The organism is Nitrospiraceae bacterium (assembly GCA_019637075.1).
GTDB lineage: Bacteria > Nitrospirota > Nitrospiria > Nitrospirales > Nitrospiraceae > JAHBWI01.
This window is the reverse complement of record JAHBWI010000002.1, coordinates 645,902-671,067: the sequence shown is the minus strand read 5'-3', so window position 1 is coordinate 671,067 and position 25,166 is coordinate 645,902. Positions and strand designations below refer to the sequence as shown.

26 protein-coding genes are annotated in these 25,166 nt (G+C 61.4%); 15 read left to right on the top strand and 11 right to left on the bottom strand.

Annotation, left to right across the window (positions count from 1 at the left end; genetic code table 11):
* The first annotated feature begins 106 nt into the window (after nt 1-106).
* Nucleotides 107-541 carry a CBS domain-containing protein gene (locus tag KF814_07450; GenBank protein ID MBX3235971.1) on the top strand — a complete coding sequence of 145 codons (435 nt, stop codon included), beginning with the start codon at nt 107-109 and terminating at the stop codon, nt 539-541.
* A gap of 110 nt (nt 542-651) precedes the next feature.
* Nucleotides 652-1,455 carry a L,D-transpeptidase gene (locus KF814_07445; protein ID MBX3235970.1) on the top strand — a complete coding sequence of 268 codons (804 nt, stop codon included), beginning with the start codon at nt 652-654 and terminating at the stop codon, nt 1,453-1,455.
* 31 nt (nt 1,456-1,486) lie between these two features.
* Here KF814_07445 and KF814_07440 read toward each other — a convergent pair whose 3' ends face one another.
* The 7 genes from KF814_07440 to KF814_07410 form a co-directional block, all read right to left on the bottom strand.
* Nucleotides 1,487-2,917 (bottom strand): pentapeptide repeat-containing protein, encoded by a 1,431-nt coding sequence (locus KF814_07440; GenBank protein ID MBX3235969.1) that lies wholly within the window; start codon nt 2,915-2,917, stop codon nt 1,487-1,489.
* Nucleotides 2,918-2,933: 16 nt separating this feature from the next.
* Nucleotides 2,934-4,304, bottom strand: a complete 1,371-nt coding sequence (locus KF814_07435) for a nicotinate phosphoribosyltransferase (GenBank protein MBX3235968.1) — start codon at nt 4,302-4,304, stop codon at nt 2,934-2,936.
* Nucleotides 4,301-4,882, bottom strand: coding sequence for an isochorismatase family protein (locus tag KF814_07430; GenBank protein MBX3235967.1), 582 nt, complete (start codon nt 4,880-4,882; stop codon nt 4,301-4,303). Before KF814_07430 ends, KF814_07435 begins: the two co-directional genes overlap by 4 nt.
* Before the next feature lie 36 nt (nt 4,883-4,918).
* Nucleotides 4,919-5,287, bottom strand: coding sequence for a cytochrome c (locus KF814_07425; protein MBX3235966.1), 369 nt, complete (start codon nt 5,285-5,287; stop codon nt 4,919-4,921).
* 16 nt (nt 5,288-5,303) lie between these two features.
* On the bottom strand, nt 5,304-5,468 hold the full coding sequence (locus KF814_07420; protein ID MBX3235965.1) for a zinc ribbon domain-containing protein: 165 nt from the start codon (nt 5,466-5,468) through the stop codon (nt 5,304-5,306).
* Nucleotides 5,469-5,531: 63 nt separating this feature from the next.
* The gene (locus KF814_07415; protein ID MBX3235964.1) at nt 5,532-7,940 is read right to left on the bottom strand and encodes an AAA family ATPase; all 2,409 of its coding nucleotides are present in this window, start codon (nt 7,938-7,940) and stop codon (nt 5,532-5,534) included.
* Nucleotides 7,941-8,035: 95 nt separating this feature from the next.
* Nucleotides 8,036-8,584 (bottom strand): HPF/RaiA family ribosome-associated protein, encoded by a 549-nt coding sequence (locus tag KF814_07410; GenBank protein ID MBX3235963.1) that lies wholly within the window; start codon nt 8,582-8,584, stop codon nt 8,036-8,038.
* A gap of 283 nt (nt 8,585-8,867) precedes the next feature.
* On the opposite strand from KF814_07410, the gene KF814_07405 reads away from it, so the two are divergent.
* Both KF814_07405 and KF814_07400 read left to right on the top strand, forming a co-directional pair.
* Nucleotides 8,868-9,947: a phosphotransferase gene (locus tag KF814_07405; GenBank protein MBX3235962.1), complete on the top strand. Its 1,080-nt coding sequence runs from the start codon at nt 8,868-8,870 to the stop codon at nt 9,945-9,947.
* A 101-nt stretch (nt 9,948-10,048) separates the two neighbouring features.
* The gene (locus KF814_07400) at nt 10,049-10,585 is read left to right on the top strand and encodes an adenylyl-sulfate kinase (GenBank protein ID MBX3235961.1); all 537 of its coding nucleotides are present in this window, start codon (nt 10,049-10,051) and stop codon (nt 10,583-10,585) included.
* A 56-nt stretch (nt 10,586-10,641) separates the two neighbouring features.
* Here the strand turns inward: KF814_07400 and KF814_07395 are convergent, their stop codons facing one another.
* From KF814_07395 to KF814_07385, 3 genes are all read right to left on the bottom strand, one after another.
* The gene (locus KF814_07395) at nt 10,642-11,505 is read right to left on the bottom strand and encodes a universal stress protein (protein MBX3235960.1); all 864 of its coding nucleotides are present in this window, start codon (nt 11,503-11,505) and stop codon (nt 10,642-10,644) included.
* Between the two features lie 139 nt (nt 11,506-11,644).
* Complete coding sequence (locus KF814_07390; GenBank protein MBX3235959.1) at nt 11,645-12,295, bottom strand: dienelactone hydrolase family protein; 651 nt, start codon at nt 12,293-12,295, stop codon at nt 11,645-11,647.
* Nucleotides 12,296-12,356: 61 nt separating this feature from the next.
* Complete coding sequence (locus KF814_07385) at nt 12,357-12,731, bottom strand: hypothetical protein (protein MBX3235958.1); 375 nt, start codon at nt 12,729-12,731, stop codon at nt 12,357-12,359.
* 72 nt (nt 12,732-12,803) lie between these two features.
* On the opposite strand from KF814_07385, the gene KF814_07380 reads away from it, so the two are divergent.
* The 11 genes from KF814_07380 (at nt 12,804) to KF814_07330 (ending at nt 24,203) form a co-directional block, all read left to right on the top strand.
* Nucleotides 12,804-13,304 (top strand): universal stress protein, encoded by a 501-nt coding sequence (locus KF814_07380; protein MBX3235957.1) that lies wholly within the window; start codon nt 12,804-12,806, stop codon nt 13,302-13,304.
* Nucleotides 13,305-13,314: 10 nt separating this feature from the next.
* A complete protein-coding gene (locus tag KF814_07375; protein ID MBX3235956.1) occupies nt 13,315-13,743 on the top strand; it encodes a cupredoxin domain-containing protein in 429 nt (142 codons plus the stop codon).
* A gap of 3 nt (nt 13,744-13,746) precedes the next feature.
* Complete coding sequence (locus KF814_07370; GenBank protein MBX3235955.1) at nt 13,747-14,682, top strand: universal stress protein; 936 nt, start codon at nt 13,747-13,749, stop codon at nt 14,680-14,682.
* Nucleotides 14,683-14,697: 15 nt separating this feature from the next.
* Complete coding sequence (locus KF814_07365; GenBank protein MBX3235954.1) at nt 14,698-14,922, top strand: DUF2934 domain-containing protein; 225 nt, start codon at nt 14,698-14,700, stop codon at nt 14,920-14,922.
* On the top strand, nt 14,906-16,264 hold the full coding sequence (locus KF814_07360) for a hypothetical protein (protein ID MBX3235953.1): 1,359 nt from the start codon (nt 14,906-14,908) through the stop codon (nt 16,262-16,264). The genes KF814_07365 and KF814_07360 overlap by 17 nt, the downstream gene beginning before the upstream one ends.
* A 98-nt stretch (nt 16,265-16,362) precedes the next feature.
* Nucleotides 16,363-16,821: an NAD(P)H-dependent oxidoreductase subunit E gene (locus tag KF814_07355; GenBank protein ID MBX3235952.1), complete on the top strand. Its 459-nt coding sequence runs from the start codon at nt 16,363-16,365 to the stop codon at nt 16,819-16,821.
* A 104-nt stretch (nt 16,822-16,925) separates the two neighbouring features.
* Nucleotides 16,926-18,422 (top strand): SLBB domain-containing protein, encoded by a 1,497-nt coding sequence (locus KF814_07350; protein MBX3235951.1) that lies wholly within the window; start codon nt 16,926-16,928, stop codon nt 18,420-18,422.
* Between the two features lie 93 nt (nt 18,423-18,515).
* Nucleotides 18,516-21,239, top strand: coding sequence for a formate dehydrogenase subunit alpha (gene fdhF / locus KF814_07345; GenBank protein ID MBX3235950.1), 2,724 nt, complete (start codon nt 18,516-18,518; stop codon nt 21,237-21,239).
* 40 nt (nt 21,240-21,279) lie between these two features.
* On the top strand, nt 21,280-22,170 hold the full coding sequence (locus KF814_07340; protein ID MBX3235949.1) for a formate/nitrite transporter family protein: 891 nt from the start codon (nt 21,280-21,282) through the stop codon (nt 22,168-22,170).
* Nucleotides 22,171-22,267: 97 nt separating this feature from the next.
* Nucleotides 22,268-23,209 carry a 1-phosphofructokinase gene (gene pfkB, locus KF814_07335; GenBank protein ID MBX3235948.1) on the top strand — a complete coding sequence of 314 codons (942 nt, stop codon included), beginning with the start codon at nt 22,268-22,270 and terminating at the stop codon, nt 23,207-23,209.
* A gap of 133 nt (nt 23,210-23,342) precedes the next feature.
* Complete coding sequence (locus KF814_07330; GenBank protein ID MBX3235947.1) at nt 23,343-24,203, top strand: universal stress protein; 861 nt, start codon at nt 23,343-23,345, stop codon at nt 24,201-24,203.
* A gap of 13 nt (nt 24,204-24,216) precedes the next feature.
* On the opposite strand, the gene KF814_07325 is transcribed toward KF814_07330, so the two are convergent.
* Nucleotides 24,217-25,095: a glycosyltransferase gene (locus tag KF814_07325; protein MBX3235946.1), complete on the bottom strand. Its 879-nt coding sequence runs from the start codon at nt 25,093-25,095 to the stop codon at nt 24,217-24,219.
* Nucleotides 25,096-25,166 lie beyond the last annotated feature (71 nt).

The following is a 25,166-nucleotide window of genomic DNA, read 5'->3' as shown; positions in this document are numbered from 1 at the left end:
GGCGCGTCCCAGCATTCCGGGGGACGGGTAAGACCGACGGCTTGATTGTACATCCTGCCCGATATCGCGAGCGGCAGCGTGGCGTCGACTCGCGAGAGGAGGACCTATGAGGCGCAGCGATCTCCTTACCCAAGCATGCGATCCCAAAACCTTGACGGTCGGGCACGTCATGCAGGATGCCGTCTTCACCTGCTCGGCCAAGACCGATGCGCTGACCATCGGCCGCCTGATGAGCAAGCAGAATTTCGGCAGCCTGCCGGTCTTGGAGGAGGACGGAGCGGTAGTCGGTCTCGTGTCCGAATATGATTTGCTCCAAGCCATGATCGACGGCCGTGATCTCCGCAAGATCACGGCGGAGGAAATCATGACGACCCACCCGAAAACGGCGACCGAAATGATGACGCTGACCGAGGCGGCGAACGTATTTCAGGACCGGTATCTCACGCGGCTGCCCGTCGTGCGGGAGAGGAAACTTGTCGGGATTGTCGCTCGACGTGATCTGCTGCGGGGGTACATGAAAGCGACCGACTATTTTTCTTGAGATGAGATGCTGAGAGCCGGCTGCAGGCATCGCGCCGCACGTGCATGTTCGACCGCCCCTTCCTACGAAGCATAGGTTTCCCTCTCACTGTCTGGACCGTGCTCCTCGCCATGGGGCTGGTCTTTTCCGCCATCCCGACCGCGGTCGCGGCCGAGCCGGACACGTTGGCCCCGACAAAGGGCCGTCACTCCCTCTGCGCCGTGCACCATCCGAGCGATGATCGGATCGAGTGGAACTGCCGGCGGCTTCGAAATGGGGAGACGCTGGAGAAACTCTTCGCGGCACGCTGGACCGACGTCGCGCGGTTCAACCGGGTCGATCGGCGCCATGTCTATCCTGGGCGGGAAATCAAGGTGCCGCGGAGGCTCGACGAACTCGACGATTTCGCGCCGTTGCCCCGGCATCTTCCGGCTGGAGACCCGTACGACAAGCTCATTCTCATCGACCTTGCCGAGCAATACTTGGGGGCTTATGAGCTGGGTCGGCTCCGATTCGCGTTCCCCATTACGGCGGGTGAGCCGGAGCATGAAACCCCGGTCGGGCAGTTTCGCATCACGGCGGCGGATGTCGCCCACGCGTCGTGTCTATACACGATTGAACGAACGGACATTCCCTATCCCATGCGGTACGCGCTACGGTTTCATGTGAATCGCGAGGGTGTGAGCTACTGGATTCATGGGCGCGACATGCCGGGCTACCCTGCGTCGCATGGCTGCGTCGGGCTGTATGATGAGACGATGCAGCGGGACTACTATGGATTGCCGGTCGATCCGCAGTTGGATGATGCCAGGCGGCTGTTCGAGTGGGTGATGGGTCGGGTGGAATCGCCGAGGTTCTCGATGGACATGCCTCCAGGGCCCCCTGTTGTGGTTCAGGGTGTTGCGCCTGGTCGGACTATGGTGCCGACGAAATAGGGCCTGGTCGAGCCGCTGTTTCGTCCACCCCTCACGGCCTTTTCGCGTTTTTCTTTTCCACCGGGCAGGGATGCGGGAGGTGGAGATCCGCCGGTAACTTGGTCGTCCCGTCAAGGCAGGCCGCATCCAATTGGGTTTGCGCAAGTCCCACCGCCCCGGTGAGATCGGCTCCGCGCAAATCGGCCCGTTGCAGATCCGCGTCGTTCAATTGCGCCCCGGTGAAATCCGATTGGCGCAAGTCGGCGCCCTTCAATATCGCCTCCCGCAAGTTCGCCTGGGTGAGGTTCGCACGGCTGAGGTCGGCGCTCCGGAGATCGGCCGACACCAGGTTGGCCGAGTCGAGCGTCGCTTCCCGAAGTGTCGCCGAGTGCAGAATCACTTTTGGCGCATAGACCTCGCTGAGGTCGGCTTTGCGCAGATCGGCCTTGATGAATTTCCCGCCGATGAGGACCGCCCGGTAGAGTTTGGCTCCCTGGAGGTTTGCCCCCTGGAGGTTGGCCTTGTAGAAAATCGCCATGGAGAGGGTCGCTGCATCCAACCGTGCCTTCTGCAAAGATGCGCCTTCGAGGTTGGCATTGTCCAGATTCGCATGTTGGAGGACGGCCGCATTGAGATTGGCGAAACGCACGTCGGCTCCGCGGAGGATCGCTTCGCGGAGATCGGCCTTGGCCAATGAGGCGTCGTCCAGATACGCGCTGTCCAATTCGGCTTCGATCAGGGACGCGCCGTCGAGGTTGGCGCCGTCCAGCAACGCCCCCTCCAGATCGGCGCGGCGCAGGTTCGCCTGCCGGAGATCCGTGCGGCGCAGGTCTGCACTGACGAGGTCGGCCCCGACCATGTTGGCTTTGTTGAGATTCGCGCCGTAGAAATAACCGTCCATGACCGTGGCACCGCTGAAATCAGCGGACCGCAGGTCCGAGTCCTCGAAGTGGGCGCGTTCGAGCGTCGCTTCTCGGAACTGTGCCCCCTGGAGGTTCGCTCCATAAAAGGCCACTTCGTTGGCGATGGATTGATTGAGATGCGCGTTCGACAATTGCGCTTTTCTCAGGTCTGCGCCCACGAGGTTGGCCTCATCCAACACCGCCTGCGACAGATCCGCGCCCGTCAGGTGGCTCTGAACCAGGTTCGCACCGCGAAGGTTGGCGCCGCGCAGCGTTGCTCCGTCGAACCGGACTCGTTCGAGATTCGCGTTCACCAGCCGTATGCCGCGCAGGTCGGCCTGACAGAGGTTGGCGCGGCGTCCTTCGGCAGCGTCTCGGTTGTCCAGCCAGCGCGCATGCGATCGCAGCAACGACTCGAACGCCGATGGGGCCGGCCGTTTATGCTTGAATGGTCCGTCGCAGGAAGAGGAAGCGCCCGTGCCGGCTGTCGCCGACAACGGTAACAATCCGCAGGCCATCGCCATGCAGAGCGCGAGGGGCCATCCGAACCGAACCACGTTCACGCTGCGGGGGCTGATCATCGGCAATCTCCTTCGATTAGTAATGATGCAGGGCACGGCTGTCCGCTGGGCTCGACGTGCGGCGGTCGACTTCCGCCGCGAGTTCGATAAGTGATGCCGCAATGCGCGCTTCGTAGGGGCGTTGAGTCTCGAGACCACGGAGCCAGTCCGGTAATTGTGCTAGGGCCGTGGCAGCGGTCTGTCTGATGTCCGCGATGGAGGGGGTCGGGCTCAATCGGCGTCCTCCTTCCATCACGGGCACGAGAAGCGGCGCTCCCGGTTGGACATCTCCGTCCAACGCGAGGATATCCTGGCGCAGTCGTCCCTGCTCGTCCAGTTGGCGATAGATTTGTTTTCGTCCCGGCCAGGTGGCCTTGCCTTCGGAACGTTTGCGGCAAGCCTGTCCGCTATATTCCTGCAGTTTGTAGGCGCAGTCCAGAAACGGCTGATCGGAAGAGGTCGTCATGGCCGTTCCGACCGCGAAACTGTCGATTGGGGCTCTACCATCGACGAGGGTTTGGAGACGTTGCTCATCGAGGTTTCCGCTGGCCAAAATCTTGACGTGTGCCAACCCGCCTTCGTCCAGTATTCGGCGGACCCTCACTGCCTGGTCGGCCAAGTCGCCACTGTCCAAGCGGACGCCATGGACGGTCAAGCCCTGCAAGGCCAGTCGCGGGGCGAGGGCGACGATCTTATGTGCGGCCGCCAGCGTGTCATAGGTATCGATCAACAGTACGACGTTGCTTGGTTGCGCCCGGGCAAATTCTGCGAAGGCAGCCGATTCATCAGCATGCGCCTGAACAAACGAATGGGCCATCGTTCCATAGAGCGGGATGTGAAAGAGCGCCCCGGCGAGGACGTTGGATGTCCCGGCAAAGCCGGCCAGATAGGCGGCACGTGCGGCCATCACGCCGGCCTCGGCCCCGTGTGCACGGCGAAGGCCGAAATCAATGAGGGGCTTGTCCTTCGCAGCCAAGAGGCAACGGCCGGCCTTCGAGGCAACCATGGTTTGAAAGTTCAAGAGGTTCATCACCCGCGATTCGATGAGCTGGGCTTGGATGAGCGGGGCGGTGATGCGCAGGATCGGCTCATGGGGAAAAAACAGCGTCCCTTCGGGCATAGCGTGGACGTGCCCATGAAAGCGCATTCCGCGAAGCGTCTCGAGATAGGCCGGAGTGAATCGTCCGGTCCGCTTCAGCCATTCAAGCTCCTCGGCCGAGAACTGAAACGTTTCGAGGTAGCTCAGGACCTGTTCCAACCCGGCCGCCATGAGAAAGCTTCGATGGGCAGGCAGCTTCCGCACGAAGAATTCAAACACGGCCTCGCCTCTCAGCCCCTCCGTGAGGTAGGCCTGGCCCATGGTGAGCTCATACAAGTCGGTGAGGAGCGCGCTGGAGGTGATGTTCATGCGGCCACGCTTTCCAGTCGGACCGGTACGGCTCCGAGGCGGAGCATTTCAGCCTCGGCCCGGCGTCCGTCGTCCGGATGGAGGTTCACGGCTTCAATGCCGTCGACGAGGAGGCACACGTCGTAACCGAGTCTCCGCGCGTCCCTCACGGTGTTCAGGACACAGTAGTCGGTCGCCAACCCGCCGATGAACAGGCGTTGAATCTTCAGGGCGCGAAGATGACGATCGAGCGGCGTGTGCTCCAGCGTGGAATAGGCATCCTTGTCAGGATCGACGGCCTTATAGATGAGCACGGCCGAAGGTGGCGGCTGAAAGTTCGCCGGGGGGAGCGAACCGGATGAGCCTGCCACGCAATGCGGCGGCCAGGGACCTCCCTGCGGAAGAAATGAACAATGGTTGGGAGGATGCCAATCTCGCGTGACAAAGATGGGCAGCCCCCGCGCCTGAAACCGCGCGATGTAGGCGGTGAGGATCGGGACGATCCGGTCGCCGCCCGAGATGCCCAAGGCACCACCGGGCAGGAAGTCGTTCTGCACGTCCACGACGATCAATGCATCGCCTTGCTGAAGCTGTTCCATATCGGCCCGTTCGGTCGGGGCCACAGTGTGTGGCCGTTAGCGGCCTTGTTGGGACAGGAGACGGATGTAGGCCAGCACGTCTTGCACATCGGTTTCGGTCAGCTGGCCCTGCCAGGCATGCATGGGACTGAACACGATGCCGTGCTCGATCGTGCGCTGGAGTTCCTCGTCGGATTTCAGGTAGGAACTGAAGCGGTGAAAGTCGGCCGGGCGCACCTTGAGCCCCGCCGCATCAGGCCCGTCGCCCCAGCCTCCCGCGCCGTGGCATCGCAGGCAGTTGCGCTCGAAGACGGTTTTACCTCGTAGCACGTCGGCCGGAAAATCTTGGGCCGCGGCGGTACCAAGCCCCAGCAGCATGGCGGAAAGCAGCATGGCCGGTTTGAACAGCCCGTCGTGTTGGCGCATTCCGTCCCGTCCTTCCTTAGCTCTTCTTGGTCGTGTGCGCAATGAAGCCCGAGAATTGTTGCTGCAGCTTGCGGCTCTTGCAGTGTGGACACTCCACTTCGCCCTTTTCGTGCTGCTTGAGCGTGACGACGATCGTCGACTTCTTCCCGCAGTCTTGGCAGATGTACTCGTACATGGGCATGGGGTACCTCACGGAAAAAGGCACAGGCATAAAGATAGAGTCCCAGCGGGCAGCGTTCGCTCGTTAGCCTTTGACCTTCTCTTCCTCTCCTTCGCCCCATTCGGCCACGACTTGCGCCATCTCACCCAGTCTGGTCGACGCCCGGCCGTAGAGGCTGTCCGGCGGGAAGCCTCCTTCGGGCGTACGCTCACCGGCCGGGATGCCGGTCAACAGCTCCAGTGCCTGATCTACATAGTCGACTCCATAGACCGCAAACTTCCCTGCCTCTACCGCCTCGACCACCTCACGGGTGAGCGCCAAGTGCTTGACGTTACGGTTCGGAATAATCACGCCTTGGGTTCCCGTCAATCCGCGCCTCTTACAGGATTGGAAAAACCCCTCGATCTTCTCGTTCACCCCGCCGATCGGCTGGACCTCTCCCAGTTGGTTGACCGATCCGGTCACGGCCAGAGACTGTCGAACCGGCGACGCGGCGAGGCTTGAGAGAATCGCCGTGAGTTCCGCCACCGCGGCGCTGTCGCCTTCGACCTCGGAGTAGGTCTGCTCGAAGGTCAAGGTTGCGCTGAGCGCAAAGGGCTGCATATCGGCAAACTTGCCGGCGAGGAATCCCGACAGCGTCATCACGCCTTTGCTGTGGACGTGGCCTGCCAATTCGGCTTCTCGCTGGATGTCGATGACACCCTTGGTTCCGATGAACGTTCTGGCCGTGATTCGAGTCGGACGGCCGAAAGAGTAGTCGCCCAACTGGTAGACGGACAGGCCGTTCACCTGTCCCACGACCTCGCCCTGCAGGTCGACCATGAGCGTGCCTTCGCGAATCTCGTCCTGAATCCATTGTTCGGGGAGGTCCGCGCGATGGCGCTTGTGCGAGACTGCCGCTTCCACGTCGGCCCGGCTCACGAAGGAACGTCCTTCTTTCTTGGCCCAATAGCCGGCTTCTCGAATCAGGTCGCTGATCAAGCCGAAGCGGAGCGAGAGTTTGTCGTGTCGGTCGGCCAGTCGGAATCCTTGGCGAATGACCTCGGCCACGGCGTCGGCGCCGAAATGAGGAAGATTCTCCTCTCGGCAGAGTTTTGCGATGAAGCGGGCATATTGCCGGTTCTGTCGCTCGTCATGCGCGACTTCCACGTCGAAGTCCGCCTTGACCTTGAACAGTTGAGAGAAATCCTCCTCATAGGCGTGGAGGAGGTGATAGATCATCGGCGTGCCGACCAGGATCACCTTGACGGAGACGGGAATCGGCTCGGGGCGTAACCCTGCTGTCGCAAACCCATAGAACTCCCCGGGGTCTTCGATCGTCACGCAGCCGGTCTTGATGACGCGCTTCAGCGCTTCCCACGAGAAAGGCTGGCGAAGCAGGTCCATCGCCTGCAGGATGAGATAGCCGCCGTTGGCCTGCAACATGGCCCCGGCCCGGATCTCGGTAAAGTCCGTATACATCACCCCGAGGTGGGCTTTCCGTTCGATTTTGCCGATGAGGTTGCTGTAGGTCGGATGGGCCTCATCGATGACCGGCGCTCCGGCCTTCGGGTCCCGCTCGACGATCAGGTTGACGCCGAACCGGCTCATGTCAGGCCGGCGGGCCTGTTCCAAGCCGGGAATCGCCAGCACCGGCCCTTCCCGCGGGAGAAAATCCCGATAGTGATGAATGACGTCGTGGTGGATCCGCTGGAGGTACGCCAGGACCGCGGGCAGCGATCGATAGGTGTGGTGGAGGGCTTCGTAGCGGCCCTTCATCACGTTGGCCACGATCTGGCGATCGAGGTGGTGGATTCCGTGTTCGGCCTCCCGTTCGAGCGCGTGGATGCGGACGTGGAACTCGCGCAGCTCGCTCTCCAGCGACTTGCGCCGTTCCGTGAGATCCTGCTGTTCCTCTTCGGTCAGGTTTTCCATTTCCTTTTCGGTCATCGGGCGGTCTCCTCGCAGCGGGACCAGCCCAAAGCCGACCGGGGTTTCCTCAAAGCCGAACCCGCGCTCGCGCGAGAGTTCGGTGAGCTCTCGGAACAGCGATTTCTTTTTCCCTTCCGTCTCCTCGATGATCTTGGCTTTGGCGTCGAGGTACTTTTTTCCCTCGAATGCGGCCGGGATGTCGCGGCGCAAGCCCTCGATGAATTCTCCTACTTCCCGCTTGAAGGCGGCGCCGTGGCCGGCGGGAAACGACAGGCAGGTGGGTCGCGATTGATCCTGGAAGTTGTTGACGTAGCACCAATCGGAGGGGGGCGGTGCCGATTGGGCCAGCCGTTTGACCATCTCCCGGACGAGCGTGCCTTTTCCCGTGCCAACCGGTCCCGAGACGAAGATATTGAAGCCCGCGCTTTTCATTTGCAGGCCGAATTCCAACGCTTCGACTGCCCGCTCTTGGCCGATCGTTTCATCGAGCGGCTCGATCTCACTCGTGTCCTCGAATCCCAGCGAACCAGGATCGACGATCGGTGCCAAAAGACTCGCGGGAATCCTAAATTTCTCTGCCATGGTTCGAGTCCTGCGGTGGTCTGACGGTCAAAGGGCTGTCCGGCAAGGCTGGTCCGTGAGGCACAGGCAACACCGGCAGCCCTTTCGATATGACGCTAGATCGCGGCTCCCGCGGGCGGCGGCTGGACTACCGTCGCGTGCAGTCCCTTGTCTCCCGGCTCGGCGCTGAAAAGCACTTCCGACCCGTCTTCCAACTCGGTGAACGCGATGCCCTTGACCGCGTTCTTGTGGAAATACACCTCACCGCCGCCGTCCTGCAGGATGAAGCCGTAACCCTTGCGGGGGAAGAGTTTGCTGACCACGCCGCGCAGGTCCGGCAGCGGTTCCCGCCGAATGACCTTCGTCGCCCGTTTCTCGCGGAATTTTCGCAGCTCGATCGCCACTGCCTCGAATGCCGCTCGGATCGCTTCCTCGAATGTCTTGTCGATCTTGTGGGCCGTGACGGTGCGGCGTTTCGGGATGGTCACGAGCACCAGGGCCTCGGCGACTTTGGCGAGCTTCTTGTGGTGGCGGTTCTTGGTGAGGGTGACTCGCCCGTGAATGATGTCTTCATGTCCGTGCTGCAGGTCCGCCATTCTGGCTTCGATCTCGTTCTTCCACCGTGGCGTCATCGCGATGTTGCGGCTCTCAATCTCCAAGTTCATTCCTCTTCTCCTCCTGGTCTAAATCAATGCGTGTTATGTGAATGTGTCAGCAAGGCACGTGCCCACTGCATCCATTTTGGATGATGATGAAACAGCAGAAAGATGCTGTAAATGAGCGGCTTGAATCAATAGGTTTGGCTCGGGGATCAGGGGGGTGGCGCATTTTTCCTCAGTAACGTGATGGTGGCTGAAGCCGATTGCGCCAGCCGAGGCGGAACGGCTGCATCTGGCTTGAGGGTGCGAATGGAACGTGATTTGCTTTTCCCTTCGAGTGATGCCTGTCTTGAAGAAATCAGCTCTGGAAGCGTACCTGCGGTCGCGGTTCGGCGAGGAGGCCAAGCTGGAGGCCTACGGGCCGATCGGAAAAGAGACCAAAGGGGCGCGCTATAAGCAATATGGCTACGGCGCTCCGGTCCGATTGACCTGTCGAGTCGGGCGACAGCTACGGCAGGTAGTACTCGAGACGATGAGCCCGGGACCCTTCGGGCACGAGCATATGGCCGACCGTGCGCAGGCCATGCTGTGGGATTACGATTCTTATGGGCGGCTTCCGGGGCACATAAAGGCCGTGGATGTCGGGGCCTTCACCAAGGAGGGCGAGCTGATATCGGTCGCCCCCGCGGTGGAATTTTTCGTGCTGACGGAGTGGACCGAAGGCGCGAGCTACCATCGAGATTTGGAACGCCTGGCGACGGCGGCTCGACCGACTGCGCTCGATAGGAAACGCACGCAGGCCTTGGCGAGCTACCTCGCCCGCATTCATCGTGTGAAGAAGCGAGACCCGCAGCTCTATCGGCGGCGGATGCGCGAGTTGCTTGGCCACGGCGAATGCATCATGGGTCTGACGGACAGCTACCCGGATCGCTACGGCTTCATTACCCAGGATCTGTTGCGAGTGATTGAGAACGCCTGTAACGAATGGCGCTGGCGACTGCGGAGCCAGGGCGCTCGGCTGTCGCAGGTGCATGGGGATTTTCATCCCTGGAATGTTCTGTTCAAGTCCGGGACCGATTTTGCCGTGTTGGATCGTTCACGTGGGGAGTGGGGTGAGCCGGCGGACGACGTCACCTCCATGAGCATCAACTATCTGTTCTTCTCGCTCTGTCGGCATGGAAAGTTGAAAGGGCCGTTGGAAATCCTCTTTCGGTCATTCTGGGACACCTACCTGGCGCGGAGCCGCGACAAAGGAGTGCTGTCTGCGGCGGCACCCTTCTTCGCCTTCCGGGGATTGGTGATTGCCAGCCCACTCTGGTACCCGAAGCTCTCGATGGACGTGCGGCGAAAGATTTTCCGTTTTGTCGAGAACGTGTTGGACGTGACGGAGTTCGACCCATCGCAGGTGAACAATTACTGCGGAGTCTGAAGAAGCGTCGTTCGTGAAGCGTGAAGGGGAATCTCATACGTATGCGGAGGGTATGGTATGAACGCGAAGTACGCTTCACGAGATACGTTTGACCAATACCAATGACCACAGATCCTCGCCCTCATCCCTTCGCTCTTTGGCTCACCGGTCTCCCTGCATCCGGGAAAAGTTCGATCGTCGAGAAGCTTCTTCCTCAATTGCACGGGTTGGGGCTCAAGGTTGAGGTGCTCGAGTCAGACACCCTGCGCCGTATTCTCACGCCGCAGGCCAGCTATTCCCAGGAAGAACGGGATCTCTTTTACCGAGCGGTAGCGTTCATGGGGGCAAGATTGGTCGCACATGGCGTGAATGTGATCTTCGATGCCACGGCCAGCCGAAGAGAGTATCGGGATTTCGCTGCGACGATGCTGCCGCAGTTGCAAGTCATCTCGATCGAATGTCCCTTGGAAGTCTGCATGGCGCGCGACAAGAAAGGCACCTATCTCAAGGGTCAGCGAGGGGAGTCTCGGACCGTGCCGGGATTGCAGGTGCCCTACGAGCCGCCGCAGGCCCCTGCTCTCCGCATTGATACGATGACGACCTCACCCGAAGCCGGTGCCGATGCGATACTGGCGCTGATACGAACCACGTCGGCGTGAAGCGGGGCTCGTGAGCAAGGCTTTATGCCACAAGCCATTCGCCATAGGCTCTTCCCTCATTCAAACACCAACACCGGGCATGGGGCCTGGTGGAGCACGGCATGGGAGACGCTGCCGAGGACGAATCTCGTGAGCCCTTGCCGGCCGCGAGATCCCATCATAATCAGGTCGGGCTGGAGCTTCTCTGCCTCGTGAACGATCATGGTCGCGGGGCTGCCGAGGACGCTGGTCGCGCGCACGGTCTGGCCGAGCGCCCGGAGTTTGGCCGCTGCCGCCTCGACGAAGTCCCGCGCATGTCGCAGCGCCTGTGCCTCCAATTTTTCCGCGGCCTCCGCGTCGATCGGCCAGGGAGGTCTGGTGGAAGGGAGCACGGTCATGATCGTCACCCCAATGGGGTTCTTGAATGGCTGCTTCTCGAAAAATCGTACTGCCGCGTCCGCGTCGTACTGGCCTTGGAGCGGAAGCAATACCTGCTTGAGGTCACGCAAGGGTACGTTAAGGATGAGCTTCGCGCAGGGAGCGAAGCTGAGGACTCGGTGGGAGACGCTTCCAAAGAGCCGTTCTTTCACCGGGCCAAGCCCCCTCGCGCCCATAACGATCAGATCCACATGCCGGCTCTCCGCCGTCGTCACGATGACTTCCGCCGGCGACCCCACCTCGAGCTGCTTGGTGACCGGCCCAGTATGGGGCGGGAGCAGCGACTGCACGCGATCGAGCAGCTTGGTGCCGTCTTCTTTCATGCTGCGCTCCAACTCCGCGTAGAGTTCATGAGACACCTCCGGCACCATCATGGGGTAGGCCGGTCTCGGCACATCTACCGCATGGAGCAATGTCAGTTCTTCGGCTCGGTTGAGGTATTTGACGGCGCGCACTGCCTCGTAGGAGTTGTCGCTGCCGTCGACTGCCAGTAGGGTTTTCATATTGCGCTCCTCTTGCCTTGCGGTGTTCTCGTATCTCGTGAAGCGTCGCTCGCATGGTCGGATGATAGACGTGAGACGCTAGACGTCAACCACTTCTTGCCTCTTCCGTCTCACGCCTCACCGCTCACGTGCTTGGCCGTCACTGCGCCCTCGCCAGATACCTATCGAACCATCGACGGGCGTGGTCGGCCACTTGTTCCAAGGTGCCAGGTTCCTCGAAGAGATGCGAGGCGCCGGGAATGACGACCAGCGATTTCTGGCAGCGTAGCTGCGTCAGGGCCTGTTCGTTCATGGTAATGACTGGTTCATCGTCTCCGCCGACTAGCAGCAGTGTGGGGGCTGAGACTTTGTCGAGATAGGGGCCTGCGAGGTCGGGGCGTCCTCCTCGAGAGACGATTGCGCCGACCGCATCGGGTTCGCGGGCTGCGGCTTGCAGTGCCGCTCCGGCCCCTGTACTTGCGCCGAAGTACCCGACGGGAAGCGCCGCTGTGCGTGGGTGCCGACTCACCCAGGCCCCGGCAAGAAGGAGCCGGTCCGCCAGCAGGTCGATGTCGAACACGTAGCGACGATCATCGGCTTCATTCGGCTGTAACAGGTCAAGCAGCAAGGTGGCGAAGGCTCCGGCCTGGAGCTGATGCGCAACGAATTGGTTACGAGGGCTGAAGCGGCCGCTCCCGCTGCCATGCGCGAACAGGACGATGCCTCGGGCATGGTCGGGCCGGGCAAGGATCCCGTCGAGGGCGATGCCTTGGCCGGTGATGGTGACGGGAGCTTCGTGTTGCACAACCATGCGGGTCATCGCTGGCGACTCTTATGTGACCAGGCCTTCGCGGATTTGCCGTGCGAGGCTGTCAGTGACAAGCGGTGGGGCAGAAAAACAGCAAATACAGTGCGACGCCCAAGCCCACGATCAATGCGCCCAGCCCTAGCCACTGAGTTCTGCTCATGGTAAACCCCATGAGCCTATGAGTCAGCAAGAGGGGTGCCACCGGCACATAAATAGACCGACCGCTTCCGACCTTGGGCTGATACGACCTAAAGCCGACTTGCGACGGTCCTGCGAGTGCATGGAGCAGTTGTTCAATCGCAGTCTGTGGCGGAACGCGCCAACGGTCCGTTTGAGCCTGTAGCAGGACACCACCCTCGAGTCGAACGAAGAGCCTATCGACTACGGCGTACAGCGGGAGGCAACCGGAAATGCCCTCATGCCATGAGCTATTAGCCATAAGCGATCTGCTCCTGCCCTGATGGCACTGGCTTTGCTGTTGCAGAGAGTAGAGAATGAGTTGGGAGGTGCCATGGCTGAAAGGCTGTTTTCCAAGATTCTGGTTCCGGTGGATTTCTCTCCCTGCTCCGAGGAGGCGTTTCGGGTGGCCTTGGCGATGGCCAAGACGTTCGAAGCGGAGGTGCTTCTCCTCCACGTGGTCGATACCAAGAGCCTCGAGGCGCTCAACCGGCTTGGTTTGGCGCCTCCATCGCAGGCGAAGAAGCAGATCAAAGCGTTGCATCACCAGGCCAGGCTGAATGCCCGGACGCTGCTGGCGTGGGACGAGGCGAAAGGGGCGTCCGTCAGGCGGCTGCTGGCCGAGGGGGCACCTTTTGTGGAAATCGCGCGATTGACTAGGACGGAGAAAGTCGATTTGGTGGTGATGGGCAGCTATGGCGGGTCGATCGGCAACGTCGACAAGATTTTTTTCGGCAGTACGGCGGAGAAAGTCGTGAGAACGGCGGGCTGTCCCGTGCTGACGGTGCCGTTACCCACGAAGCGGGCGACGGTGCGGGCAAGTCAAACGACATAAAGGAGGCGCTATGACGGGCACGAAGTGGTGGATGCGAGTCAGCGGCGGGCGGATGTGGTTGGCCGGGTGTTTCGTTCTGGCGCTCTGCACCCAGGGTGGTGCGCAGGCAGAGCAACGCATCGAGGTCACCATCAAGGATTTTGCGTTTGTGACGAAGCAAGTGCCGTTGCATCTTGGGGTCTCCACCGTGATCAGCATCAGGAATACGGACCCCGAGCGCCACGACTTCGGCTCGACCATGTTCGACGGGATTCCAACGAAGGTGGAGACCGACGGCATCGTGACCTACGGCAGGGGGATCGGCGGGATCTTTCTCGAGGCCAAGAAAGGGGCGACGATTCGATTCAACATGGAACGGCCCGGGCACCATGAGTTTCGTTGCTCGATCCATCCAAACATGAAGGGCGAGTTGCTCCTCCTGAATGTGGAGGCGGTCTAGGTCATGACGGCATTGATCAGTCGAATTCTGTTTGCAACCGACTTTTCCTCCTGTGCCGATCGCGCCTTGGAATATGCGGTGTCGCTGAGCCGTGGGTGGAAGGCGGATCTGACGGCGATGACGGTGCTGGAATTCTATCCCGGCATGGACCCCGATTATCCTGTGAACAAGATGTACCTGGACAATCTTCGGGCCGAATCGGCGCGACAACTCGAGGCCCTTCGAAGCAAAGCCGCAGCGGCCGGGCAAGCCATCTCCACTCGAATCGAACTGGGGATTCCGAGCCAGGCGATCCAAACGACGGCCGAACAAGTCGGGGCAGACCTGCTGGTCGTCGGGACACACGGACGGACGGGGCTCAATCATGTCCTGGTCGGTAGCACCGCCGAGCGGGTAGTGCGTGTGTCGCCTTGCCCGGTGTTGTCGGTCAAGGCGGACAACAAGCCGGCCCAAGCAGGGATCAAGCGGGTCGTCGTGCCCATCGACCTTTCGACCTGTTCGCTGGATGCCTTGGAGTATGCCATAGCGTTTGCGAAGGGACTGGGCGCGTCCATTACGATCCTGCACGCGATGGAGCCGGTGTCCTACGGGTTGGATTTCAGCCTCGGTCATGCCAAGGAGTGGAAGCGTCAGCGTGAATATCTTGAGGAACGATTGAAGGTGCTGTCCGCGTTACTCATTACGCAAGGGTTGCAGGTGGAGCACGCCTTGAAGCCGGGGCTTCCGGCCGACGCGATCGCGGAATACGTAAAGCAGCAGGCATTCGACCTCATGATCATGGGCACGCATGGCCGCCGTGGGTTGTCCCATCTCTTGGTCGGTAGTATCGCAGGCGCCATGTTACGCCATGCACCGTGTCCTGTGTTGACCGTGCGCGCGCCGAAATTCGGACCGAATCATGAACGGGTGGTTCCTCTCGGGGAGCCGCAGTCCGTCTAACCGAAGGAGCGAGCCATGAAGCCCACGCCGAAGAAGTCCCGAACGCAACGATCGGTCGAATCTGGGGCAGGGAGGTCCGGCGCGGCGACGGTCGAATCCCCCGACGGGCTATGGGAACGTATCTCGCAGAAGGCCTACGATCTGTGGCAGGAGCGCGGGCGGCGAGAGGGTTTTGCCTTGGAAGATTGGCTGGATGCCGAGGCGATCGTGATGGATGAGATTCATGAAGCTCGCGAGTGAGAAGGCGGCCGGGCTCTGGCTACCGATCCCACGAGAGCTGGAAGCGATCTTGGGGCGGCTGGAACAGTTGTCGCTGGGACCGGAGTTCAGCGTCCAGCGCGAAGCGGCGTTGCGGCGGGTGCTTCAGATCTACCTCGAGATGGGCCCGCAGGCTCCGCTTGCGCCATTGACGGAGGAAGTGGAGTTGGCCGACGGCTGGCTCTATGCGGATTTCTATCCCGAGGATGGCCAGCTGACCCTCATCGAGCAGCTGCGAGACGTCATCACCGAGCACATCCCCAATGAAGAGCGGCAGTGGCTTGACCCCTTGAAACACTCATACATGGATTTGGTGGAAGTGCTGGCGGCCGAGCCGGGCGCGTCGCGGTGCCGTTTGCGTTCCATCGGTAACGGGCGCCTGTATGAGGTGCCGATCGAAGGTCTGGCCGGTCGGGTTCAGGCCGGAAAGGTATTGCTGACCAGACTCGTGCGGGAGCCGGGCGATCCGGAGACCACCGCTTCGGTAGGAGCAGGCCCTGCCCTGGTGCTTACGATGGAAGATACCCGCGCCCTCTCTGACGCGATCAACGATGAGCGCCGTCAGATGGAGTTGGTGGGGGGCTCCTTCGAACTGGGGGATTGGCCGGAGTTCGCAAAGCGATACGGTCATCTGTTGCTCGCGATGTTCGCACGGATGCGGTTCATCGCCCTCGCGGACGCCGTCGCGCACATTCGGTATCGGCATGAGAGCGGGTCACCGGATCTGTACTTGCTGGCGCTCTATGAGCATCGTGAATTCTCATGGATTGCCGGCAGTCTGGGTGAGCTTGAGGGGCTGACGGAAGTTGCGGCCGGCGGCGGAGCCGCCGACAAGGTTCGCCGTTGGGTGATGCAGGAGAAAGATGACCAGGGGAACGTCCAGCTCGTCGCGCGGGTCACGGTCACGGCGACGCAACTTGTCGTCGAATGTGACGCGCAGGATCGGCTCAATGCGTTGAAGCACAGTCTTGCAGCCACGTTCGGATTCTCGCTGCACTACCGCGGCGAAACGGAGCACCCTCCAGCCCGTCGAGTGACGCAAGAGCAACTCACGGCGGAGGAGCCGCTGACGTTGGTGCTGACCAACGAGGAAGACCGGGCCTTCGTGAATGCCTTCTTGGAGAAAGTCTACCTGGAGTGGGCCGATCGCGAGTCTCCTGCCTTGGGCGGGCAGACGCCCCGTCATGCCGCGTCGGTTGATGCCTCGCGGCCCTCGGTCGTGTCGCTGATCGATCAATTGGAGCGCAATGATCCGGGACTCTGGCGGACGGGTGCGTCGGCGTTCGATTACAACAAGCTCCGCGCGCATGTGGGCCTTGTGTAGGGTGGGATGGAAGACGTGAGACGGTACTCAAAGGAAGAGAGCATATAGAAGTCGTTGCACAGGTCTTATGTCCAGGCGAGATACGAATAGCGTGATCAATGGCTGAACAGGCTGCGCAGATCAGAGAAATTCTGGCCGAGCACAAGAGCGAGCCACCGAACATCCTGAAAGCGCTCTTGGCCGTCCAGGCACGACTGGGGTATGTGCCGGCCGAAGCGGCGGAGGAGATGGCACAGGTGCTTGGCGTCACGGCGGCCCAATTGGCAGGGGTCCTGTCGTACTACCCGGACTTCCGGCTGCGCGCGGCGGGGCGGCATGTGATCCGCGTATGTCAGGGGGAGTCGTGTTTTGCCAACGGCTGCGCGCGGGTTCTGCGGGAATTGCAGAATCATTTGGGAATCCATGTGGGTGACGCATCCGCCGCCGAGCGATTTACAATCGAGACCATGTCCTGTGCCGGCAATTGCGCCGTCTCGCCTACCGTTGTGATCGACGGAGACGTACACGGCCGTGTGACGCCGTCTCAGGTCGCCGCATTGCTGAAACGATACCCATAGCATCAACGAGCCATGGCGTGGGGCGTCCGGCGTAGAACAGATGCCACGAACGGCTCGAGCGTCTGTGTGATAAGCCATTAGCGAGCAACTTTCGATTCCGGTCAATGGCAACACGACTGTATCTCTCCAATGACACGTCCGCCAGAGCGGCCGGCGCAGGCGGCTTGGCCGAGGCTTGGAGCGCGCGCCCGGACGTGCAGCTCATCCGCACATCCTCGCGCGGCGCGTTTTTTCTCGAGCCGATGGTGGAGCGTGATGGTCCCGAGGGGCGGCTGGCCTGGTTCAATGTCACGCCCGACCACCTTCCTACGATCCTGGCCGGCACCGGCGGCACGCCGGTCCATGCCATTCCCTTTTTGAATCGGCAGACGCGTGTCACCTTTGCGAATTTCGGCGAGACCGAACCGCTGGCGCTCGATGCCTATCAGTCACGCGGTGGGTTGGCCGGGCTAGAATCGGCCCTGCGCATGTCTCCGGCGGACATCGTCGAGGAGTTGAAGGTCTCAGGGTTGCGCGGGCGCGGCGGAGCGGCATTCCCGGTGTGGAACAAGTGGCAGGTCGCGCAACGGACGGTCTCTCGGGAAAAATTCGTCGTCGCCAATGCCGATGAGGGCGATGCCGGGACCTATTGCGACCGCATGATCATGGAAGGCGAGCCCTTCCGTCTGCTCGAAGGCATGTTGATCTGTGCCCGTGCCATCGGAGCGACACAGGGCTACGTGTATTGCCGTCAGGAGTATCCGGCTGCCGTGGCGGCGCTGCGCGCTGCGATTCAGAAATTCGACGAGGCGGAACTACTGGAAGTAGACGGTGCCCCGTTTTTCATTGAGGTGGTCGAAGGAGCCGGGTCCTATGTGTGCGGGGAGGAGACGGCGCTCCTGGAATCGCTTGAAGGGGGCCGCGGCGTGGTCCGCGCGAAGCCGCCCTATCCGGCCGTCTCGGGGCTCTACGGCCGGCCGACCATCGTGAGCAATGTGCTGACCTTCGCGACGATTCCAAACATCATCAGCCGAGGAGGCGCATGGCATGCCTCGCTTGGAACCGAATATTCGAGGGGGACGATGCCGTTGCAGCTCGGCGGGCGGGTGAAGCAGCCGGGGTTGGTAGAGGTGCCGTTTGGCCTGACCTTGCGGGATATGCTCGACCAATTCGGCGGTGGCATGGCACCAGGCGCGCGGTTCAAGGCGGTGCAGGTAGGTGGTCCACTCGGCAGCCTGTTTCCTGAATCCCGTTTGGACATCGCGATCTGCTACGACGCCTTCGCGAAAGCCGGAGCCATTCTAGGACACGGCGGCATCGTCGTCTACGATGACGAGACCGATATGGTCGACTTGTCGCATCACTTCATGGCTTTTACGGCCGACGAATCCTGCGGGAAGTGCACACCTTGCCGCATCGGATCGGTTCGAGGCCGGGAAATTCTGGAACGGATCCGGGACGGTGCCGGTACGAGCGACGATATGGTGTTGCTGGATGACCTGGGTGAGACCATGAAGGTCGCGAGTCTCTGTGCCTTGGGTGGCCGTGCGCCCTATCCGGTGCTGACGGCCATCGAACATTTCCCGGAAGAGTTCAGGCGAAGGCTTAAACATCGGACGTGAGACGTGAGATGGAAGACGTAAAAGGTTGCTGACGTCGAGCGTCTCACGCCTAATGAGACGAGCGATGAGATCCGAGGCTAAAGCGCGACAACAATGAAGATCCAGATCAACAACCAACCGGTCGAGGCCCAACCAGGGCAGACGATCTTCGATGCGGCGAAAGGTGCAGGGATCGCGATTCCTGGTTTGTGCCGGTCCGATCAGTTGAGCCCCTTCGGGTCCTGCCGGCTCTGTCTTTGCGAGGTCGAGGGGCAGGGCGGGTTGCCTGCAGCCTGCACCACACCGGTGCGCGAGGGCATGGTCGTGCGGACGGACACGGAACGGTTGATCAAGCTGCGCCGAAACGTGGTCGAGTTGTACTTGTCCGAGCAGCCAGATCCGGCCCAGGTCCCGGCAGTGCTGCAGCAGCTGGCGCGGGCTTTGGGCCTTCGGCAGGTTCGGTACCCGAACCCCTCGACTCGAGCGGCGACGCTCGACGAGTCGAATCCGTTTTTCCGATTCGACAACGCGGTCTGCGTTTCCTGCGCCCGTTGCGTGCGCGCCTGCGAGGAGATTCAGGGGACTTATGCGTTGACGATGCTGTTCCGAGGTTTCGCCACCCGCCCGGCTGCCGGTGCACGACCATTAGCCGGTGACCAGGCTGGATTTGCCGCCTCGAATTGTGTCTCGTGCGGTGCGTGCGTGAAGGAGTGTCCGACAGGTGCACTGGAGGAAAAGACCGTCCTGACCTTGGGCAAACCGGTTGAGACCGTCCGTACGACCTGCGCCTACTGCGGAGTCGGTTGCACCTTCGACGCGGGGCTGAAGGGCGGTCGCGTCGTGAACATGGTTCCTGCGGATGATGGGCCCTCCAACCAAGGGCATGCCTGCATGAAGGGGCGGTTCGGCTGGACGTATATTTACTCGCCTGAGCGGCTGAAGACCCCGCTGTTGCGCCAGGGGAACCGATGGCTGGAACTCTCGTGGGATGCGGCGTTGGACCGGCTGGCTCTCGAATGGAGGCGTATCCTCGACCAGCACGGCCCGAATGCCCTGGCCGCCATTTCCTCAAGCCGCGGTACGAACGAAGAAAACTATCTATTCGGGAAATTCATGCGTTGCGTGATCGGTACCAATCACATCGACAACTGTGCCCGCGTCTGCCACAGCGCAACGGTGACCGGCATGATGGAAACGCTGGGCGCGTCCGCGGCGACGAACAGCATTCAGGACATCGACGATGCCGCGTTGATCATGGTGGTGGGGGCTAACCCGACGGAATCTCATCCGGTGGTCGGTGCCAGGATCAAGCAAGCAGCTCGGCGCGGCGTGCCGCTCATCGTGATCGATCCGCGGCGCACTGAACTGGCCAGGTTGGCCGATCTGCATCTCCAGTTGAAGCCCGGTACCAATGTCGCGATGCTGAATGGGCTGGGCCACGTGATCGCCCGCGACGGGCTGCTCGATCGATCTTTCATCGGGCAGCGGACGCAGGGAGTGGAGGACTGGCTCAAGACGGTCGAGGAATGTACTCCTGAGAAGACGGCGGCGATCACCGGTGTGCCGGCTCACCTGATTGCCGAAGCGGCTCGCCGTTATGCCGGGAGCGGTGCGTCCATGTGCGTGCACGGCCTCGGCGTCACGGAGCATCGGTGGGGTAGTCATGGCGTGATCGCCCTCGTGAATCTGGCGCTGGCGACGGGTAACATCGGGAGGCCCGGAACCGGCATTAATCCCTTGCGCGGACAGAACAATGTGCAGGGCGCATCGGACGTCGGCTGTCTGCCTACCTATTTTGCCGGGTATCAGCCGTTCGATGATCCCGTCTTGCAGGCCAAGCATCAGGCCGTCACGGGACGGGCCTTGCCGCGAGCGCGCGGCATGAAAACCCCGGACATGTGGGATGCGGCGCTGGCCGGGACGCTCAAGGGCCTGTGGATCGTCGGGTATGACGTGGCCCAAACAGACCCGAACCTGACGAAGGTTCATGCGGCGTTGAAACGGTTGGACTGTTTGATCGTGCAGGACCTCTTCATGAGCGAGACCGCCAAGTTGGCCCATCTGGTCATCCCGGGTGCCGCGTTTCTCGAAAAGGATGGGACCTTTACCAATCTCGAGCGGCGCGTGCAGCGGATTCGCAAGGCCGTCGAACCGCCCGTCGGTGTGTTGCCGGACTGGCAAGTGGTGTGCGAAGTCGCCACCAGGATGGGTTATCCGATGTCGTACCGGCATCCGTCCGAGATCATGGATGAGATCGCGAATCTGGCCCCGATGTTCGCGGGGCTCTCATTCGACCGCCTGGAGTCACCGGAGAGTTTGCAATGGCCGGTGCCGGCCGTGAGCCATCCCGGCACGGCGTTAATGCATCGAGAGGCGTTTCCGAAGGGACCGGCGCAGTTCGTTGCCGTGGAATATTTGCCGCCCGGGGAGGCGCCGAGCGAGGCCTATCCATTCGTGCTCGTCACGGGACGGATCCTGCAGCACTATAATTGCGGCGCCCAGACGAGGCGAACCGAGATCATGCAATTGGTCGACACGGATGTGCTGGAAGTTCACGCGGTCGATGCCGCACGCCTGGGGCTCAAGAATGGTGATCGTGTCAGGCTGGTGAGTGCCAGGGGAGAAGCAGGCCTTCCGGTGCTGATCAGCGAACGGGTCAGACCCGGCGAATTGTTTACCAGCTTCCATTTTCCGGACAGCGACCTCAATGTGCTGCTGTCATCCAGCGCGGACGACAACTCGAAATGCCCTGAATACAAGGTGTCGACCGTGCGGATCGAAAAGGTCGGCCCCGCTTCGGGCTTGTCGGTACCGGTTCACGCGATGTTGATCGGTTGAAGGACGCCGGCGAGTCGGCGATCTGGTGATGTGGTGAAGGATGAGCGCAGGGTCAGGTAACGCCCCGGACGGATTCGCTCACCCAACGAACCAAGCAGGGACACTCGCCGTGCCGGCGGTGACGGACGCCTACTTGCCGGCCCAGGTGGCCGTGCGCGTGCGCGACGTCGGCGTGACGAAAGCCACGGCGCCGTCTGCCGATCTGCTTGCGCTGGCGATCCTGGCAGGGGCGTTCATTGCGTTGGGGGCGGTCTTTTACACAGTGACAATGACCGTGGGGGCCGGAGCGAAGCCGAGCGCCGGCATCGGCCGCCTTGTGGGCGGCTTGGCGTTCAGCTTGGGGTTGATCCTGGTCGTGGTCGGTGGGGCGGAACTGTTTACGGGCAACAATCTGATCGCGATGGCCTGGGCATCTCGTCAGATCAGCACGCGGCAACTCTTGCGCAACTGGGTCATCGTGTATGCGGGTAATTTCATCGGTGCCTTGGGTACCGTTGGATTGGTGTTCTTTGCCGGACTCGACCGGATGGAGGACGGGACGGTCGGGGAGACGATGGTGCGGATCGCACGCGGCAAGGTCGACGTCGATTCCCTGTCCTTGGTCGCCCGCGGGATCCTATGCAACGTCCTGGTCTGTCTGGCCGTCTGGCTCTGCATGGCCGCGCGCTCGGTGACGGATAAAGTGCTCGCGATCGTCTTTCCGATCACAGCCTTCGTGACCTGTGGTCTGGAGCATTCGGTCGCAAACATGTACTTTCTGCCGCTGGGCGCGGCGTTGACCGCTGGGAGCGCGTCGCCCATCGGGCTGTCGGCGATTCTTTACAACCTCACGCTGGTCACGCTCGGCAACCTCCTCGGCGGAACGCTGTTGGTAGCGTCGGTCTATTGGTTCGTGTACCTTAGAAACGCCTCGTCCCAAAGGACCGCATGAACATGGAGCTGATTGCGCATGGCGTATGGAACGAGCATTCCGTGGCTGCCCCGTTCCTGTTGGTAGCCATGAGCCATCGGCTCGAAGCTCTTTTCTGATGATCTATACGATTACGCTCAATCCGGCACTGGATCACTTTCTCGAAGTCGAGGAGTTTCGCGTCGACGATGCCAACCGCGTGTTGACTGAAACTCTGTATGCAGGCGGTAAGGGGATCGATGTGTCGAGGGCCATCCGCCAACTCGGCGGCGAGAGTATGGCGCTCGGCTTCATCGGCGGTCACAACGGTCGCGTGATGGTGGATCTGCTGAAGGCCGAGGGTGTGACGTGCTACTTCACGCCGATTGAGCAAGAAACCAGGCGGAACGTCATCGTCACGACGACCGGTACGAGAACCCAGACGGTACTGAACGCCAAGGGTCCCACGATCGCACCGGAGGAATGGCAGGCGTTTCTCGCTCATCTCAACGTACTCGATCTGCGTCATGCCTACGTGGTCATGAGCGGCAGTCTGCCGCGCGGGGTGCCGACAGACGCCTATCGGCAGATTGTGACGCTGGTGCAGGACCATGGCGCCAAGGCGGTGCTGGATGCGGACGGGACGGCCCTTCGCTTCGGTTTGCAGGCGAAACCCTTCGCGACGAAGCCGAACGTGAACGAGCTGCAGCGTCTGGTAGCCAAGCCGCTTCGGAATGAACGGGCGCTGCTGCAGGCGGCGTCGCGGCTCAATCAACAGGGTATTGATGTGGTCATGGTTTCGCGTGGGCGGGCGGGCTTGCTCATGGTCGATCGCTTGGAGCAGTTCCGCGCCGTACCGCCCAAGGTGACGGTGCGCAGCACGGTGGGGGCGGGCGACTCGACGGTGGCGGGCTTCGTCTTTATGCACGCGGGAGGCAAGCCGCTTGAAGATTGCGCGAGATTTGCGACGGCTTCCGGGACGGCCGCGACGTTGGCGCCCGGGAATCAGTTGTGTCGTCTCAGGGATGTGCAGCGGCTGCTGTCGAAGGTCAAGGTGGATCGGCTGGATGGGGAAGGGTGAGCCGGAGAGGGCGTGAGCGTTGAGGATCTGTCGGTCCGATGGTGCGCCCCCTCCCGGTAGCTCACTTGGGCAAGAGTGTCCGGCTGGATGATGAATAAGTAGGCATGGCAGCAATTATGAAAGGGCGAGGACGATGAAAATTCTCGTGGCGACGGACGGATCGAAATACGGACAGTGGGCGACCGAGTGGGTGGCCCGTTTGCCCCTCGCGGAGAGGCGCGATTGCACCGTGCTCCACGTGTTGGACGTGGAAGCGCTGCGGGCTCCGTTCATGTTCCAGCCGGTGGTGATCGGCAACGAACCCTTCATTCAGGAAGAGATCAAGCGGATCGAGGCGCGCGGGAAGAAGGCCGTGACCGAGTCCGAGGCTCAACTGGCGAAGTTGAATCTCAAGGGCAAGGTTGTGGCGGAACGCGGCGCGGTCGGTCCGACGATTCTCAAACGGGCTGCGCACCGCGACGGGTTGGTCGTGCTGGGTAGCCGGGGGCTGGATGCGTTGGATCGAGTCATGCTCGGGAGCGTCTCTACCCAGGTGACCCTCCACGCACCCTGTTCGGTGTTGATCGTGAAGGAGGAGCCCAGGCCCATCAACAGGATTCTGTTTGCGACGGACGGATCGAAGGCCTCGGATAAAGCCTTGCGCTTCCTCCTCAAGAAGTTTCAGGCGGACAACGCGGAAGCCGGGGGGAAGGGGCCGATCGAGGTGGTCGTCGCGCATGCCATGCCGTTCTTGAAATATCCCGAGGTGAAGGAAGCCGGCGCGCGGCTCGTCGAGCAAGCCGCACAGAAGCTGGTGAAGGCCGGCTATGTCGTCGAGGAAGTCGTCCGGTTGGGCAAGCCTGCGGATGAGATCATCAAAATTGCCGACAAGAAGAAGGTCGACTTGATTGTGACCGGCGCAAAGGGATTGGGTGCGGTGGCGCGGTTTCTGCTCGGCAGCGTCTCGACCAAGGTTATCCAGCACAGTACCTGCTCGGTGCTGGTCGTGCGCTGAGCGGTGCTGCCGCCTATTCTGTAATGATCGGGTAATCTCGGAAACGGATGCTTCCTCGGAGCAAGCCGATCTGTCGGCCAAGTCGCCAGAAAAGCTGAGTCCGGCCTTCCGGTGAACGGGCGAGGTTCGGTAGCCGCAGGAGGACATGCTGCCAGGTTGCGAAGTATTTGCGCCAGCGCCACAATTCAATGGATTGAGCCTGCTGGCCGTATCGGCCTTGTAGGTACACTTCATATTCCGCATAGCGCCTGGCCTGCCGATAGACTTGGCGCAGGGATGAGGGCAGCCGATAATTCACTTGTGCCTGCGGCACGAACTGTAGGGGCACACCCATCTGCTGAACACGGATGCAATAATCGATGTCCTCGCCGATCGGTATGGTTTCGTCAAAGCCCCCCACGGCTTCGTGGATCTCGCGTCGCACCCCCAACGTACCCCCACCAGCATGGGGAAACGGAAGGAAGTCGAATTTCTGAAGATCGTCCACCTGCGTCGTGCCGCGGGCCTTGGTCATTGCCGGCGGGTTGAGGGCATCGAAGGAAAGTCTGGCGGCGACAAACCTGTCCCGGTTCAATGCTTCGATCATGGCGTTGGACCATCCGGGCCCGGGCACATCATCGGCATCGCAGAACAGGAGAAGATTGCCTTTGGCTGCTTCGACGCCGGCGTTTCTTGCGTGAGAGGCGCAGCGTTTGGCTCCTGCGTCTAGGATGCGTAGTTGAGGAATGTTCGGGTGAAGGGACGAGAGGGCTGAGGAGAGGTCGTCGGTCGAGCCGTTGTCGCTGATAATGACTTCCCAGGAGAGGCTCCATGCTTGCTTCGTGAGCGAATGCAGCAGGTCGCCGATGGTTTCGGCGGCATTGAAGTAGGGAATGATGACACTCGCATGCATGGGCTCTCTCCAGGTCCTTTCAGTATCATACGTGTACGTACCGATAGGAAACCGACAAATCACTGTCTCGC

Coding starts and splice junctions, on each gene's coding strand:
- KF814_07420 (MBX3235965.1), bottom strand. CDS start 5,468: ATGCCCATGTACGAGTACATCTGCCAAGACTGCGGGAAGAAGTCGACG.
- KF814_07375 (MBX3235956.1), top strand. CDS start 13,315: ATGACGGGCACGAAGTGGTGGATGCGAGTCAGCGGCGGGCGGATGTGG.
- KF814_07425 (MBX3235966.1), bottom strand. CDS start 5,287: ATGCGCCAACACGACGGGCTGTTCAAACCGGCCATGCTGCTTTCCGCC.
- KF814_07440 (MBX3235969.1), bottom strand. CDS start 2,917: ATGATCAGCCCCCGCAGCGTGAACGTGGTTCGGTTCGGATGGCCCCTC.
- KF814_07330 (MBX3235947.1), top strand. CDS start 23,343: ATGAAAATTCTCGTGGCGACGGACGGATCGAAATACGGACAGTGGGCG.
- KF814_07445 (MBX3235970.1), top strand. CDS start 652: ATGGGGCTGGTCTTTTCCGCCATCCCGACCGCGGTCGCGGCCGAGCCG.
- KF814_07395 (MBX3235960.1), bottom strand. CDS start 11,505: ATGAAAACCCTACTGGCAGTCGACGGCAGCGACAACTCCTACGAGGCA.
- pfkB (MBX3235948.1), top strand. CDS start 22,268: ATGATCTATACGATTACGCTCAATCCGGCACTGGATCACTTTCTCGAA.
- KF814_07390 (MBX3235959.1), bottom strand. CDS start 12,295: ATGGTTGTGCAACACGAAGCTCCCGTCACCATCACCGGCCAAGGCATC.
- KF814_07385 (MBX3235958.1), bottom strand. CDS start 12,731: ATGGCTAATAGCTCATGGCATGAGGGCATTTCCGGTTGCCTCCCGCTG.
- KF814_07410 (MBX3235963.1), bottom strand. CDS start 8,584: ATGAACTTGGAGATTGAGAGCCGCAACATCGCGATGACGCCACGGTGG.
- KF814_07450 (MBX3235971.1), top strand. CDS start 107: ATGAGGCGCAGCGATCTCCTTACCCAAGCATGCGATCCCAAAACCTTG.
- KF814_07435 (MBX3235968.1), bottom strand. CDS start 4,304: ATGAACATCACCTCCAGCGCGCTCCTCACCGACTTGTATGAGCTCACC.
- KF814_07380 (MBX3235957.1), top strand. CDS start 12,804: ATGGCTGAAAGGCTGTTTTCCAAGATTCTGGTTCCGGTGGATTTCTCT.
- KF814_07415 (MBX3235964.1), bottom strand. CDS start 7,940: ATGGCAGAGAAATTTAGGATTCCCGCGAGTCTTTTGGCACCGATCGTC.
- KF814_07355 (MBX3235952.1), top strand. CDS start 16,363: ATGGCTGAACAGGCTGCGCAGATCAGAGAAATTCTGGCCGAGCACAAG.
- KF814_07365 (MBX3235954.1), top strand. CDS start 14,698: ATGAAGCCCACGCCGAAGAAGTCCCGAACGCAACGATCGGTCGAATCT.
- KF814_07360 (MBX3235953.1), top strand. CDS start 14,906: ATGAAGCTCGCGAGTGAGAAGGCGGCCGGGCTCTGGCTACCGATCCCA.
- KF814_07325 (MBX3235946.1), bottom strand. CDS start 25,095: ATGCATGCGAGTGTCATCATTCCCTACTTCAATGCCGCCGAAACCATC.
- KF814_07370 (MBX3235955.1), top strand. CDS start 13,747: ATGACGGCATTGATCAGTCGAATTCTGTTTGCAACCGACTTTTCCTCC.
- KF814_07400 (MBX3235961.1), top strand. CDS start 10,049: ATGACCACAGATCCTCGCCCTCATCCCTTCGCTCTTTGGCTCACCGGT.
- KF814_07350 (MBX3235951.1), top strand. CDS start 16,926: ATGGCAACACGACTGTATCTCTCCAATGACACGTCCGCCAGAGCGGCC.
- KF814_07340 (MBX3235949.1), top strand. CDS start 21,280: ATGAGCGCAGGGTCAGGTAACGCCCCGGACGGATTCGCTCACCCAACG.
- fdhF (MBX3235950.1), top strand. CDS start 18,516: ATGAAGATCCAGATCAACAACCAACCGGTCGAGGCCCAACCAGGGCAG.
- KF814_07430 (MBX3235967.1), bottom strand. CDS start 4,882: ATGGAACAGCTTCAGCAAGGCGATGCATTGATCGTCGTGGACGTGCAG.